This is a genomic window from Flaviramulus sp. BrNp1-15 (assembly GCF_022259695.1).
GTDB lineage: Bacteria > Bacteroidota > Bacteroidia > Flavobacteriales > Flavobacteriaceae > BrNp1-15.
Genome location: NZ_CP092099.1, coordinates 81,199 through 95,853, shown reverse-complemented (window position 1 = coordinate 95,853; position 14,655 = coordinate 81,199). Strand labels below are relative to the sequence as shown.

Sequence of the window (14,655 nt, the reverse complement as noted above, 5' to 3'; positions counted from 1 at the left end):
CAGTTCAGGATTTTAACGTTTAGAGAATTGGAATTTCTTACGAGCTTTCTTCTGACCGAATTTTTTACGCTCTACCATTCTTGGGTCTCTTGTTAATAAACCTTCTGGCTTAAGTGTTAATCTGTTTTCAGCATCAACTTCGCACATTGCACGAGAAATTGCTAAACGAACAGCTTCTGCTTGTCCAGTAATACCACCTCCATATACATTTACTGTAATATCAAAGTTGCCGTCATTGTTAGTCATAACTAAAGGTTGCTTTACTTTGTACTGTAATGTAGCTGTAGTAAAGTAATTAGCTAAGTCTTTTTTATTAATTGTAATGTTACCTTTTCCTGGGGCAACATAGGCGCGTGCAACAGCCGTTTTTCTACGGCCAATTTTGTGAATTACATCCATTATTTGAATTCGTTTAAGTTAATTGCTTTTGGCTTTTGTGCTGCATGAGCATGTTCTGAACCAACAACAACTGTTAGATTACGGAATAAATCTGCACCTAATTTATTTTTAGGTAACATTCCTTTAACTGATTTTTCTACTACTCTTGCTGGATCTTTTCCAAATAATTCTGTAGCAGTTAAACTTCTTTGACCTCCTGGATATCCTGTGTGACGAATGTACGTTTTGTCGTTCCATTTGTTACCAGATAAACTGATTTTTTCTGCATTGATAATAATTACATTGTCTCCGCAATCAACGTGAGGTGTGAAGTTTGGCTTGTGTTTACCTCTTAAAAGTTTTGCAACTTTAGAAGCTAAACGACCAAGCGCCTGACCTTCAGCATCAACCAAAACCCACTCTTTATTTACAGTAGCTTTGTTTGCTGAAATCGTTTTGTAGCTTAATGTGTCCACACTTATAATTTTTTCTAATTAAACATTCCTCTCTTAAAAAGAGTTTGCAAATTTACGATTATATATTTGATTACCAAATAGTATCTAGACTTATTTTTACTGTTGTTTACATACTGTTTTTTAGGCTATTATTGGTATTTGGAAAAAGAAATTTTGACAACCTATCTCAAGCAAGAACAGATTCATATAAAATAACTTATTTCTGATATTCATTAAATTATAATTTTAGACATTTATTTTTGAGTATTTTTGCACCGCTATGCAAGAGTTAAAACTTTCAGATTGGTTACCTACCACAAATAAAGAGGTAAAGATTCGCGGATGGGAAGCACTAGATGTTATCCTATTTAGTGGAGATGCCTATGTAGATCATCCAACGTTTGGACCTGCAGTTATTGGTCGTTTGTTAGAAAGTTTTGGTTTGCGTGTCGCCATTGTTCCACAACCTAATGTTAAGGATAATCTTCAAGATTTTGTAAAACTGGGTAAACCAAAATTGTTTTTTGGGGTAACTGGCGGTTGTATGGATCCTATGATTAGTAATTATAATGCTAATAAAAAGCGAAGAGATAAAGATGCCTACACCCCCAATGGAGATATTGGATTTAGACCAGATTATGCTTCAACAGTTTATAGTAAAATTTTAAAAGAAAAATGGCCAGATACACCTGTTTTAATAGGCGGTATTGAAGGTTCTTTACGTCGTGTAACGCACTACGATTATTGGAGCGACCAACTCATGCCGACAATTTTAGAAACGTCTAAAGCCGATATGTTGGTATATGGCATGGGAGAACAACCACTACGTGAAATTATACGTTTACTAGAAAAAGGTGTTCCTTTTAGTAGTATTAATACAGTTAACCAAACTGCAGTACTTTTAAATAAAGAAGATAAAATTCCAAAAAACAGTAATTGGGAAGATGTTGAAATCGCTTCTCACGAAACCTGTTTAAAAGATAAAAAACAATACGCATCTAACTTCAAAATTATTGAGCAGGAGAGTAATAAATTGGCTGCAAGACGAATTTTTCAGAAGGTAGGAGATAAGATGTTGATGATAAATCCGCCATACCCAACTATGACGGAAGAAGAAATAGATGCCTCTTTCGATTTGCCTTACACACGATTACCACACCCAAAATATAATAAACGCGGACCAATTCCTGCGTTCGAAATGATTAAGTTTTCCATCAACATTCATCGCGGTTGTTTTGGTGGTTGTAGTTTTTGTACCATTTCAGCACATCAAGGAAAATTTATTGCGTCTCGAAGTCAAGAATCTATTTTAAAAGAAGTAGATACAGTTGCAAACATGCCGGATTTTAAAGGTTATTTAAGCGACATTGGAGGACCAAGTGCAAACATGTACAAAATGAAAGGCAAAATTCAATCTATTTGCGATAAGTGTGTGGCACCTAGTTGTATTTCGCCCGTAATATGTAGTAATCTTGATACGTCTCATAAACCATTAACCGAATTATATCAAGCTGTCGATAGCCATCCAAAAGTAAAAAAATCGTTTATAGGTTCTGGAATTAGACATGATATGTTAGTGCCTGAATTCAATAAAAACGCAGACCCTAAAGAATTAGACGATTACACTGAAGAAGTGATGACAAAGCATGTTTCGGGTAGACTTAAAGTTGCTCCAGAACATACCAGTGATCCTGTTTTAAAATTGATGCGTAAACCGTCGTTTACATACTTCCATAAGTTTAAAGAGCGTTTTGATAAGATTAATGTTAAGAAGAATTTAAAGCTTCAATTAATACCTTATTTTATATCTAATCATCCTGCATGTGAAGTTGAAGATATGGCAAATTTAGCTGCCGAAACTAAAGATATGGGTTTCCAGCTGGAGCAAGTTCAAGGCTTTACGCCAACACCTATGACGGTGGCTACCGTAATTTATTATAGTGGTTATCATCCGTACACACTTCAAAAAGTAAACACGCCAAAAACCAGGAAAGAAAAAGATGAACAGCATCGTTTTTTCTTTTGGTATAAAGATGAAAACAAAGCGTGGATAAAAAAGACTCTAAACAAATTAGGGCGACATGATTTATTAAAAGTTTTGCTACCAGAAAAAACTGAAAAATGGCGTAAAAACAAGCCAAAAGGTGAAGCTAAAAACACGTTTAATGATGCAGTCCCTTTTAATCAAAGAAAGAATAAGGTGAAGTATAAGAAAAGGAAAAAGTAATTATCTTATTTAATGCGCCTCTAGCCAATTATCGCCAATATCTAAGTCTACATCTAAAGGTACTTCTAATTTATAGGCATTTTCCATTTCGGTTTTAACCAAAGTTTTGATGGTTTCCAATTCTGGCTTATATACATCAAAAACCAACTCATCATGCACTTGTAAAAGCATTTTGGTTTTGTAATTGCCTTCTTGTAATTTCTCATGAATATTAATCATGGCAATTTTTATAATATCGGCAGCACTACCTTGTATTGGCGCATTTACAGCATTACGTTCTGCTGCACCACGAACCACAGCATTTCTAGAATTGATATCTTTTAAATAGCGGCGACGCCCTAAAACGGTTTGTACATAACCATGATCTCTTGCAAAATCTATTTGTTCGCTAACAAAACTACGCAGCTTTGGGTATGTTGCATAATAAGTATCTATTAACTCTTTGGCTTCGCTACGCGATAAATCGGTTTGGTTACTTAACCCAAAGGCAGAAACACCATAAATAATACCAAAGTTTACTGTTTTAGCATTGCTACGCTGTTCGCGAGTAACCTCGTTTAAAGGCACATTAAATACTTTTGAAGCAGTTGAAGCGTGGATATCTTCACCATGTTTAAAAGCCTCAATCATATTTTCCTCTTTACTTAATGCTGCAATTACTCTAAGCTCAATTTGACTATAATCGGCAGCTAACAATGTGTAATCTTCATTCCGTGGAATAAAAGCCTTTCGAACCTGTCTTCCACGTTCAGTACGAATAGGGATATTTTGAAGATTAGGGTTGTTACTACTTAAGCGACCTGTTGCTGCAACAGTTTGCATATAATCGGTATGAACTCTTCCGGTTGAAGGTTCTACTTGAAGTGGTAACGCATCAACATATGTGCTTTTTAGTTTTGATAAACCTCTAAAATCTAATATTTTCTGAATAATTTCATGGTCTTTTGCTAAGTAACTTAAAATATCTTCAGAAGTTGCATATTGCCCTGTTTTGGTTTTTTTAGGTTTATCAACCAATTTCATTTTTTCAAATAAAATTATACCCAACTGTTTTGGAGATGCGATATTAAATTCTTCACCTGCAGCTTCGTAAATGCTTTTTTCAAGGGATGAAATATCAATATTAAGTTGTTCTGATAATGAATTCAGAAATCCTTTATCTAAATTAATACCTTCTAATTCCATAGCGGCTAACACTCTAAGCAAAGGGATTTCAATATCATCAAACAATTTTTGAGTATTGGCTTCTCCTAATTCTTTTTCAAAATGCTCTTTAAGTTGTAGCGTTATATCGGCGTCCTCAACGGCATATTCGGTTTGTTTTTCGATAGGAACATCGCGCATAGAACCTTGATTCTTACCTTTTTTACCAATTAAAGTTTCAATTGAAATAGGCGTATAGTTTAAATACGTTTCGGCTAAAACATCCATGTTGTGGCGCATATCTGGATTAATCAAATAATGCGCAAGCATAGTGTCAAACAATTTGCCTTTAACATCAACATTGTATTTTGCTAAAACTTTGATGTCGTATTTTAAATTCTGACCAATTTTTTCAATGGTTTCACTTTCAAAAAATGGACGTAATTGTTCTATAAGTTCTTGGGCTTCGTCTTTGTTTTCAGGAAACGGTAAATAAAAACCTTTACCAACTTCCCATGAAAAAGCAATTCCAACCAATTCTGCTACTAACGGATTAATACTGGTTGTTTCAGTATCAAAACAAACACTAGTTTGGTTCATTAAATTTTTAATGAATAGTTTGGTTGCCATACCAGATGCTACACTTTGATAAAAATGCGAGGTAGTTTCAGCTGTTTGTCTCGTGTATTCTGAAACGGTTTCCGTTTCACTACTAGGGTCTGCACCAAAAAGCGAAAATTGACCTTGACCTGCTGAAGCTGGTTTTGATGTTGCTTTTGGTTTTTCTGATGACGATGAAATTTCTGTTTTGTTATTTGGAGTTTCAGTTTCTGAAGCAAAAGTTTTTAAGAAATTATCTATTAATCTTCTAAATTCTAACTCTTGAAAAATATTTTTTACAGCTTCAATATCTGGCGTGTTAAGCTCAAAATCTTTGGCATCAAAATCAACAGGAACATCTAGCATAATAGTAGCCAGTTTTTTTGAAAGCATTCCTAATTCTTTAGAGGCTTCTACCTTTTCTTTCATTTTGCCTTTTAACTCATGCGTATTTGCTAAAAGGTTTTCCATACTCCCGTATTGGGCTAAAAACTTTTTTGCCGTTTTTTCACCCACGCCTGGTAATCCAGGAATGTTATCGCTGGAGTCTCCCATCATTCCTAAAAAGTCAATGACTTGCAATGGGTCATCTACTTCAAATTTTTTCTTTACTTCTGGAATCCCCCAAGTTTCATAACCACCGCCAAAAACAGGGCGATACATAAATATATTTTCACTTACTAATTGTGCAAAATCTTTATCTGGAGTTACCATAAAAGTTTGGTAACCTTCTTTTTCGGCTTGTTTAGAAAGTGTTCCAATAACATCATCGGCCTCATAACCTTCTTTTACCATAATAGGAATATGCATAGCTTTTAAAATATCTTGAATATAAGGAACAGCTATTTTTATGGCTTCTGGAGTCTCATCTCTATTGGCTTTATACTCTTGAAACATTTCAACTCTATCTGCACTTCCACCTTTATCAAAACAAACAGCTAAATGGTCTGGTCGTTCGCGTTTTATAACATCTAAAAGCGAATTCATAAACCCCATAATTGCAGAGGTGTCAACACCTTTAGAATTTATTCTTGGGTTTTTTATAAAAGCATAATAACCACGAAAAATTAAAGCGTAAGCATCTACTAGAAAAAGACGTTTTTGTTCAGACATTTTTATTTGTTTTGATAGAAAATCAAAGCTACAAAAAGTTATGCTTATAATGCGGCTTATGAGATTTGGATTTCTTGCTTAAGTTTTAAAACCTTAACAATTAGTTAAATAAATCACACTTATTAAATATTAATTTAGAATACCATTATCTTTGCAAAAAAAGAAATATGCTACGTTGGATTATTTTCCTAATTATTTACACAATAATTAGTATTTATGGTTTTCAGGCCATAAAAACTATGATAAAAAGCACTTGGGTTTACTATGTGTTTTTTGGAATAGCTCTTCTGGTTATTGGTAACTTTTTATTTCAGTTTTTAGCTTTTTCAGAAGGCCGTGTATTAACACCATCTAAAAGTTATGCATTTGGTTTTTTATTGGCATTTATATCCTTAAACTTAGTTGCTGTTCCTATTTTATTGGGTGAAGATATTTTTAGATTTTTTGAAGGGACTTATGGTAAGTTTTTTTCTTCTAAAAACACCTTTCATGTGCCATCACGAAGAAAGTTTGTTAGCCAGATAGCTATGGGAATTGCAGCCATTCCTTTTGCATCACTTTTATATGGTATGTATCAAGGTAAATACCGTTTTAAGGTTTTAAATTATACCCTTCATTTTGAAGATTTACCCGATGCTTTTGATGGTTACAGAATTACACAAATAAGTGACATTCACTCTGGAAGTTTTGATAATAAAAAGAAAATAGATTACGGTGTAAACCTTATAAATGAGCAAAAATCTGATGTGATTATGTTTACTGGAGATATGGTTAACAACAAGTCTTCTGAGATGTTACCATGGAAAGATTTATTTGGAACACTAAAAGCTAAAGACGGTGTGTTTTCGGTTTTAGGAAATCATGATTATGGAGATTATGTAAACTGGCCTACTGCTGAAGAAAAAGAAAAAAACCTGTCTGATTTAATTCAATTGCAAAAAGATATGGGTTTCGATTTGCTTTTAAATGAAAGTAGATTTATAGAAAAAGATGGGCAGCGTATAGCTATTGTTGGTGTAGAAAATTGGGGTAAAGGCGGATTTAAAAAAGCTGGTGACTTAAAACGAGCTTCTGAGAACATAGATAAAGACGATTTTAAAATACTTATGAGTCACGACCCATCACATTGGGAGCAAGAAGTTATTCGTGACGATTATCACTACCATCTAACATTAAGTGGTCATACTCATGGGATGCAATTTGGAATAGAAATTCCTGGTTGGATTAAATGGAGCCCTGTAAAATGGCGTTATAAATATTGGGCAGGTATTTATAAAGAGCTTGGGCAATACATAAATGTAAACAGAGGTTTTGGATATTTAGGTTACCCTGGTCGTGTTGGAATTTGGCCAGAAATTACCGTAATACAACTTAAAAAAGGCACAAGTGCAACTTAATTGCATGGAAATGTTATATTTACTCTGAAAGTATTTATTTTTAAAAATAGAGCAGAGTGAACCTACATAACTGTTGTATTTTACATTTATATCGAAAAATTACGTAGGTTTGTAATAAGATGTTTGAACTAAAACATTAAGATATGTCAAAATTTGGGGAACTTATAGATGTTGATATTCCTGTTTTGTTAGACTTCTATACAACATGGAATAATCAATCTGAAGCAATGCATCTTACATTACGAGATGTAGCTGCAGCTCTGGGTGATAAGGCTAAAGTTATTAAAATTGATGTTGACAAAAATGAAGAACTTGCAGAAGCTTTACGCGTTAAAACCTTACCAACTTTAATTATTTATAAAGATGGAGAAATGAAATGGCGTCAAAGTGGCGAGCAAGATGCGAACACACTTATTGATGTTATTCAGCAGTACTTTTAAAACTCTAATGATTTAAAACGATATCCTTCTTCACTAAAATACTTCAGTACTTTAGGTAGTGCATATTGCATGTTTTTTGAAGCTTTCACGCTATCATGAAATACAATAATACTTCCGTTTTTAGCTTTAGAAATTACATTATTATAACAGGCTTCCTGGGTTATATCTTTATCCCAATCAAAAGATAAAACATCCCACATTACAATTTTATATCCTAACTCTATTAGTTTTTTGCCTTGTTTAGGAGTTATTTGTCCGTAAGGTGGTCTAAAAAGATTGGTGCTTATTTTTTGTGAATCAATCACTTCTTGAGCTTCAATAGTGTTTTTTAAATACGCTTTCGCGGAATTTTTCCAACCTTTAATGTGGTTTTGAGTATGGTTGCCAATAGCATGCCCATCATTCAATATATTTTGAAAGATATCAGGATGGTTTTTAATGTTTTTCCCAATGCTAAAAAAAGTAGCCTTGGCATTGTATTCTTTTAAAACACTTAAAGTCCAATTTGTGATTTCAGGTGTTGGTCCGTCATCAAAGGTTAAATAAATAACTTTTTCGGTTGTTGAGATATCCCAAACATAATTTGGAAATAACTTTTTTGCAACTAAAGGCGTTTTAATAGGTGTAAAGGTCATGCCTTATACCATTAATTAGTTGTATCTATTTGCAAACCACTATCAACAGGAATATCGTTATCTGTTCTTACTTCATCTTCTGGTTCATCATCTCCATAAAAGTGTCTGAATGCTCTTAGGTAGTTGTTAAAAATATCACCTTCGGTTTCTGCAAAATCAACATCATATTCAACTAGTACATCAATAAGTCCCTTGTAACGTTGTATATCGGTATAAATTTCTTCAAACAAACGCTCTTGACTTTTCACTTTTAAACTGCTGTAATAGGTTAGGTTTTCTTGATATTTTTTAGCCACATCTTTAAATAATCGTTGCGCTTTTTCTTTATTTCCAACTTCATAATAAGCACTAATGTATGGCTCTAACAGGGTATAATAACCAAAATAATCAACAGGCATATTGTTCATAGCAATATCTGCTATTTCTTCAGCTTTGTCTAGTTTATCTTCATTAATTAATTGTTCAATTAAACGTGCTAGATTGCCTCTGTAGGTAATAGAGTTTTTACGCGTTTCGGTATCATGATAAATATCTGGACTGCCGCTGTTACCCCAATCCCAGTTTTTAACTTTTTCATACATTAAATCACTATCTACACGTCCCATATCAAAAGGATTTGCTCTATCTACAGGTGTTTTAATAGGTACTAGTTTGTAGCACATACCATCAAGTTGTAAATAATCTTTCATCCAGATGTAATCGTCATCACCAAAGCTTCCACCAGTAAAATAAATTGGGCGATTCCAATCATTGTTAGCTACAATGTCTAACATTAATAACCTGTTTTTGTATAACGCACCACCTTCAACTTCAATATCAATATAAGGGACAATATTATCAGCATCTTTAGGTTTTACAATGCCAGATTTTATTGCATTTTCTTTATTTACAGGAATTCGTAAATGAGGTGTTGGCATATAAGAACTATTAAGTTGATGACTTGGTATTTGAGAAACATCATAGCCTTTCTTTTCCAGTACATACTTATATTTTGTTCTTGGGTTATCACTAGACACAAAATCTAAAAAGTATTTTATATCTAATGTGTCTTTAATTACTTCATCAATTAAAATAACATCATTAGTACCATATTTATACAGGTCGTGTGTAAGTTGAGATGGTATAGGATCGCTTTCATAAGCTTTACGTTTCATTTGGTCTATATACCAATCTGTTTGAAATAAACTAGTGTTTACTACACGTACATCGGTTCTGTAACCTTCAATTTCTTGAGCATACCAAAGCGCAAACGTATCATTATCTCCAATGGTAAATAAAATAGCATTTTCTGCACAAGAGTCTAAATACATTCTTGCCATGGCTTTGGCAGTATATTTATCAGAACGGTCATGATCGTCCCAATTGTTTGCTGCTAAAATGCCTGGAACCAATATTAAACATGCTACTGATATTATTGGAGCAGTTAGTTTTTTTGGAAGATATTTTTTTAAGCCATCATAAATAGCATAAACCCCAAAGCCTATCCAAAGAGCAAATACATAAAAAGAACCCACAACCGAATAATCTCGCTCACGTGGCTCAAAAGGACGCACGTTGGTGTAAACCTGAATTGCTATTCCAGTAAAAAGGAAAAATACAAGCATCGCCCAAAACAGTTTTTTGTCTTTATTGAATAAAAAGAAAAACCCAATAAGCCCTAAAATTAATGGTAGTAAATAGTAAGTGTTTCTAGCTTTATTGTTTTTTACATCACTCGGTAAATTATCTTGAGAATAGCCTAAATGCCATTCGTCTAAAAATTTAATACCAGTTATCCAATTTCCATGATTATCGTAACGTCCTTGAATATCGTCTTGTCTTCCGGCAAAATTCCACATAAAATAACGCCAGTACATATAGCCTAATTGGTACTCAAAAAGGTAAGCAATATTACTTGCTAATGATGGTTTTTCAATATCAATATAGCTTTTAAAGCGCTTTAAAAAGTTGTTGTAATCCTCGTAATCGATATTGCCTTGAGTAACATCATTTTTAAAATTTCGTATTGCTGAACGCAATTCATTCTCCATTTGATATTCTGGTTTTAGCTTAAAATCTAAAAATCCAGAAAACATCATATAGTTTTCAGCATGTTCTGCGCTCCACATACGTGGTAAGATAGACGCGTGTTTAGAGTTGTAATTTTGTTTAGCGTTTTTGTAATCATTAACTATTACATATTCGCCTTTTTCATAATCTTTTTCATATTTAGGTTTATCATCAACATACGGGTTGTTGTCATCTAAATATGCATATTGATCTGTAAACTGTGGACCATAAAATAAATGTGTTTCTGGGTATTGTTCTAAGTTATAATACGCCAATAATTCTCTGGCACTTGATGGGTTGTTTTCGTTAATTACAACATTAGCATTCGCTCTAATAGGTAGCATTAACCAGGTTGAAAAACCAATAATTACAAAGGTTAAACAAAGAATACCTGTGTTTAAGTGTACAAAACCTTTTTTTCTGGTATAACGTAAAGCAAAATTAATTAAAGCTATTAAAAGAATACCTGCGATTATTGAACCCGAATTAAAAGGAAGCCCGATGGTATTCACAAAAAAGATTTCAAAAACACTAAATATCTTTAGAATATTTGGAGCTAAAAGTTTAAAAATAAATAGTAAAACCGCTACCGAAATTGCATTAGCGATAATGAAATTTTTTAAGGTAATAGTTTTATAGTTTTTAAAATAGTAAATAAGCCCAATTGCAGGAATAGTTAAAAGTCCCATAAAATGAACTCCAAACGATAGACCAATAACAAAAGCAATTAAAATAAGCCAGCGGTTGCCACGAGGTTTATCCATGTCTTGTTCCCAACGTAAACCTAACCAGAATAAAACCGCCATAATTAGAGTAGCCATAGCATAAACTTCGGTTTCTACCGCATTAAACCAAAACGAATCGGTAAAAGTAAAAGCTAAACTACCAACTAAACCACTACCTAAAATGGCTAAGGCTTTTGGTTTAGAGATTTCAGATGTATTACCAGTTATTTTTTTTAATAAAAGCGTAATCGTCCAAAACATAAACAAAATAGTAAAGGCGCTGGAAACGGCACTCATCATATTCATCATCCAACCAATAAGTTCGTTGTTTCCAAAAGTAAATATTGAAAAGAAGGCGCCTAACATTTGAAACAATGGTGCTCCAGGTGGGTGACCAACCTGTAGTTTAGATGCTGTTAAAATATATTCGCCAGCATCCCAATAACTTACCGTAGGTTCAACGGTTAAACTATATGTAATAAGCGCTATTAAAAAAGAGAACCAACCTAAAATAGTGTTCCATTTTTTATAGTTAAAATGTGCCATGTATATTGTGTTTATTTACTTGGGCGAATTTAATAATAAATATGTTACGGTATGTGTTTTTAAGTAAACGTTAAGTTTTAACTATTATTTTTTAAAAAAATGCTTGCGAAAATAAAACTTTGTGTTAAATTTGCACCCTCATTATACGAATGGCCCATGGTGTAACTGGCAACACGTTGGTTTTTGGTACCAAAGAGTCTAGGTTCGAGCCCTAGTGGGCCAACAAAAAAGTCTTTCAGATTACTGGAAGACTTTTTTTATTTTATATATGTAGGTTTTTTAAATTTTAAAAGTAATCACTGGGCGTTTAGCATGATTTACTAAGTCTTCACTAATGCTTCCATTAAAAAAGTGGGAAATACCTCTTCTTCCATGTGTACTCATTCCAATTAAATCAGCATTTATAGATTGAGAAAAATTCATAATACCCTTTTCAATACTTATATCATTGTAAATGTTTATTGTATAATTTGAAAAGTTAGAAGTGCTTACAAAATCTTTAATTCTTTTTTCTGCAATACTCGAAATTATAAACTTTGCAGGTGTTATAACTAAAAGTAAATGTATTTTGGCGCCCAAAGTATTCGCAAATTCAATGGCTTTTTTGTAAACAGCTTTACTTTCGTCTTTAAAGTCTGATGCGAAAACAAAATTCTTGACCTTAAAAGCATTATGTTCTTTTTTAATGACTATAACGGGCGTTTCAGAAGTTCTAACCACTTTTTCGGTATTGCTCCCAATTAGCATTTCTTTTAAACCGCTGGCACCGTTGGAGCCCATAACAATTAAATCTATATTATGTTTTTTACATACATGAAAAATACCTTTAAAAATTTCATGGAAGTCTACAGTTTCATGCACAGTTAAACCTTCTAAATAATCTTTATTTTTTAGTACTTCAAATTTTTTATGAGCCAGTTTCATAAAAAAAACGGCTTCAGGTAAACTGCTATAGGAGCTTAAAGGATCTACTTCTTTTAAAGGGATTTCAAGAATGTGTAATAAGAAAATTTCGCAATTGTGCTTTTTTGCCAATTGAGCAGCTACTTTTAAAGCATTTTCAGCTTGACTGGAAAAATCGGTTGGTACTAGTATTCTTTGCATAATAACATAAGTAAGTTGTATCTAAATTTATGAAATATTACTTTAAAAATCAATAAAATGTTATATATTTGCACCGTTGAAAGGCGAAATTAAATAAATGAGGGGACGGAAAGTCCCCTCTTTTTATACTAAAAAATGTTCAAAACTAAAGTTACTAACCTTCTAGAAACTGCTTTAAAAGAAAGACCAGATTTATTTTTAATAGATTTTTCTTTAGGAAATGATAATCAAATAAGAGTGATTATAGATGGAGATAAAGGTGTTTTGGTTGAAGATTGTATGTTTGTTAGCAGAGCTATTGAGCATAATTTAGATAGAGAAGAAGAAGATTTTTCTTTGGAAGTTATGTCTGCAGGTGCTACAGCCCCATTAGTGCACAAACGTCAGTATAAAAAAAATTTAAAAAGAACGCTTAAAGTAAAAACAGCTTCAAGTGAAATTGAAGGCGTACTTACAGAAGCAACAGATAAAGAAATTACACTAGAATGGAAAGTTAGAGAGCCTAAACCAGTTGGTAAAGGCAAAATAACTGTAAAAAAGGAAGCGAAAATCGCTTACGAAGATATTGTAGAAGCAAAAGTTATGATAAAATTTTAAATCAGAGTTATGGAAAATGTCGCGTTAATTGAATCTTTTTCAGAATTTAAAGACGATAAGCTAATTGACAGAGTAACGTTAATGGCAATTTTAGAAGACGTGTTTAGAAGCGCCTTAAAAAAGAAATACGGTGATGACGATAATTTTGATATTATTGTAAACCCAGATAAAGGAGATTTAGAAATTTGGAGAAATAGAATAGTGGTAGCTGATGGTGAGGTTGAAGAACCAAACCAAGAAATCTCATTAAGCGAAGCACGAAAAATTGAGCCAGATTTTGAAGTTGGAGAAGATGTGTCTGAAGAAGTAAAACTTATAGATTTAGGAAGACGTGCTATTTTAGCATTACGTCAAAACCTAATTTCTAAAATTCACGAACACGACAACACGATAATCTATAAACAATTTAAAGATTTAGTTGGCGAAATTTATACTGCAGAAGTACATCATATTCGTCACAGAGCAGTTATTTTGTTAGATGATGAAGGTAATGAAATTGTATTACCAAAAGACAGACAAATTCCTTCAGATTTCTTTAGAAAAGGAGATAATGTTAGAGGTGTTATAGATAGTGTAGAGCTTAAAGGTGCTAAACCAACTATTATAATGTCTAGAAGCTCCCCAATGTTTTTAGAGAAGTTGTTTGAACAAGAAATTCCAGAAGTTTTTGATGGTTTAATTACTATTAAAAATGTAGTAAGAATACCAGGTGAAAAAGCAAAAGTGGCTGTAGATTCTTATGACGATAGAATAGATCCTGTAGGAGCTTGTGTTGGTATGAAAGGATCAAGAATTCATGGCATTGTTCGTGAGTTAGGAAACGAAAATATAGATGTAATTAATTACACAAATAATTTACAATTATACATTACAAGAGCATTAAGTCCTGCGCGTGTAACATCAATAAAAATTGATGAAGAAACTAAGCGTGCAGAAGTTATTCTAAAACCAGAAGAAGTTAGTAAAGCTATTGGTAGAGGTGGTCATAACATCCGTTTAGCAGGTCAATTAACTGGTTATGAGATTGATGTGTTTAGAGAAGGTGCAGAAGAAGACGTTGAGTTAAGAGAATTCTCTGATGAAATTGAAGGATGGATAATTGATGAATTTAGTAAAGCTGGATTAGATACTGCTAAAAGCATTTTAGAACAGGAAGTTGATGATTTAGTTAAGAGAACAGATTTAGAAGAAGAAACAATTAACGACGTTATTAGGATTTTACGAGAGGAATTCGAAGAATAACATA

11 protein-coding genes and 1 tRNA gene are annotated in these 14,655 nt (G+C 32.9%); 6 read left to right on the top strand and 6 right to left on the bottom strand.

Annotated features, from left to right (window positions below; all coding sequences use genetic code 11):
- Positions 1 to 12: 12 nt before the first annotated feature.
- A complete protein-coding gene (gene rpsI, locus MBM09_RS00385) occupies positions 13 to 399 on the bottom strand; it encodes a 30S ribosomal protein S9 (RefSeq protein WP_238674864.1) in 387 nt (128 codons plus the stop codon).
- On the bottom strand, positions 399 to 854 hold the full coding sequence (rplM, locus tag MBM09_RS00380; RefSeq protein WP_238674862.1) for a 50S ribosomal protein L13: 456 nt from the start codon (positions 852 to 854) through the stop codon (positions 399 to 401). The genes rpsI and rplM overlap by 1 nt, the downstream gene beginning before the upstream one ends.
- A 259-nt stretch (positions 855 to 1,113) precedes the next feature.
- Here rplM and MBM09_RS00375 point away from each other — a divergent pair, with 259 nt between their 5' ends.
- On the top strand, positions 1,114 to 3,060 hold the full coding sequence (locus MBM09_RS00375; RefSeq protein ID WP_238674860.1) for a YgiQ family radical SAM protein: 1,947 nt from the start codon (positions 1,114 to 1,116) through the stop codon (positions 3,058 to 3,060).
- A gap of 9 nt (positions 3,061 to 3,069) precedes the next feature.
- Here MBM09_RS00375 and polA read toward each other — a convergent pair whose 3' ends face one another.
- Positions 3,070 to 5,916, bottom strand: a complete 2,847-nt coding sequence (gene polA, locus MBM09_RS00370; protein WP_238674858.1) for a DNA polymerase I — start codon at positions 5,914 to 5,916, stop codon at positions 3,070 to 3,072.
- A 167-nt stretch (positions 5,917 to 6,083) separates the two neighbouring features.
- Between polA and MBM09_RS00365 the strand changes: the two genes are divergently transcribed.
- Both MBM09_RS00365 and MBM09_RS00360 read left to right on the top strand, forming a co-directional pair.
- Entirely contained in the window at positions 6,084 to 7,313 is a 1,230-nt protein-coding gene (locus tag MBM09_RS00365; RefSeq protein WP_238674856.1) for a metallophosphoesterase, read from the top strand.
- A gap of 143 nt (positions 7,314 to 7,456) precedes the next feature.
- The gene (locus MBM09_RS00360) at positions 7,457 to 7,753 is read left to right on the top strand and encodes a co-chaperone YbbN (RefSeq protein WP_238674854.1); all 297 of its coding nucleotides are present in this window, start codon (positions 7,457 to 7,459) and stop codon (positions 7,751 to 7,753) included.
- Here the strand turns inward: MBM09_RS00360 and MBM09_RS00355 are convergent.
- Positions 7,750 to 8,388 carry a polysaccharide deacetylase family protein gene (locus tag MBM09_RS00355; RefSeq protein WP_238674852.1) on the bottom strand — a complete coding sequence of 213 codons (639 nt, stop codon included), beginning with the start codon at positions 8,386 to 8,388 and terminating at the stop codon, positions 7,750 to 7,752. The two genes, MBM09_RS00360 and MBM09_RS00355, sit on opposite strands and share 4 nt — an antisense overlap.
- 11 nt (positions 8,389 to 8,399) lie before the next feature.
- Positions 8,400 to 11,708, bottom strand: coding sequence for a protein O-mannosyl-transferase family (locus tag MBM09_RS00350; RefSeq protein WP_238674851.1), 3,309 nt, complete (start codon positions 11,706 to 11,708; stop codon positions 8,400 to 8,402).
- A 150-nt stretch (positions 11,709 to 11,858) separates the two neighbouring features.
- Between MBM09_RS00350 and MBM09_RS00345 the strand changes: the two genes are divergently transcribed.
- A tRNA-Gln gene (locus MBM09_RS00345) sits at positions 11,859 to 11,931 on the top strand.
- A 56-nt stretch (positions 11,932 to 11,987) separates the two neighbouring features.
- Here MBM09_RS00345 and MBM09_RS00340 read toward each other — a convergent pair.
- Positions 11,988 to 12,812 carry a universal stress protein gene (locus tag MBM09_RS00340; RefSeq protein ID WP_238674848.1) on the bottom strand — a complete coding sequence of 275 codons (825 nt, stop codon included), beginning with the start codon at positions 12,810 to 12,812 and terminating at the stop codon, positions 11,988 to 11,990.
- A 135-nt stretch (positions 12,813 to 12,947) separates the two neighbouring features.
- On the opposite strand from MBM09_RS00340, the gene rimP reads away from it, so the two are divergent.
- Together rimP and nusA are read left to right on the top strand one after the other, a co-directional pair.
- Positions 12,948 to 13,409, top strand: coding sequence for a ribosome assembly cofactor RimP (rimP, locus tag MBM09_RS00335; protein ID WP_238674846.1), 462 nt, complete (start codon positions 12,948 to 12,950; stop codon positions 13,407 to 13,409).
- A 9-nt stretch (positions 13,410 to 13,418) separates the two neighbouring features.
- Positions 13,419 to 14,651 (top strand): transcription termination factor NusA, encoded by a 1,233-nt coding sequence (nusA, locus tag MBM09_RS00330; protein WP_238674845.1) that lies wholly within the window; start codon positions 13,419 to 13,421, stop codon positions 14,649 to 14,651.
- The last annotated feature ends 4 nt before the right edge of the window (positions 14,652 to 14,655 follow it).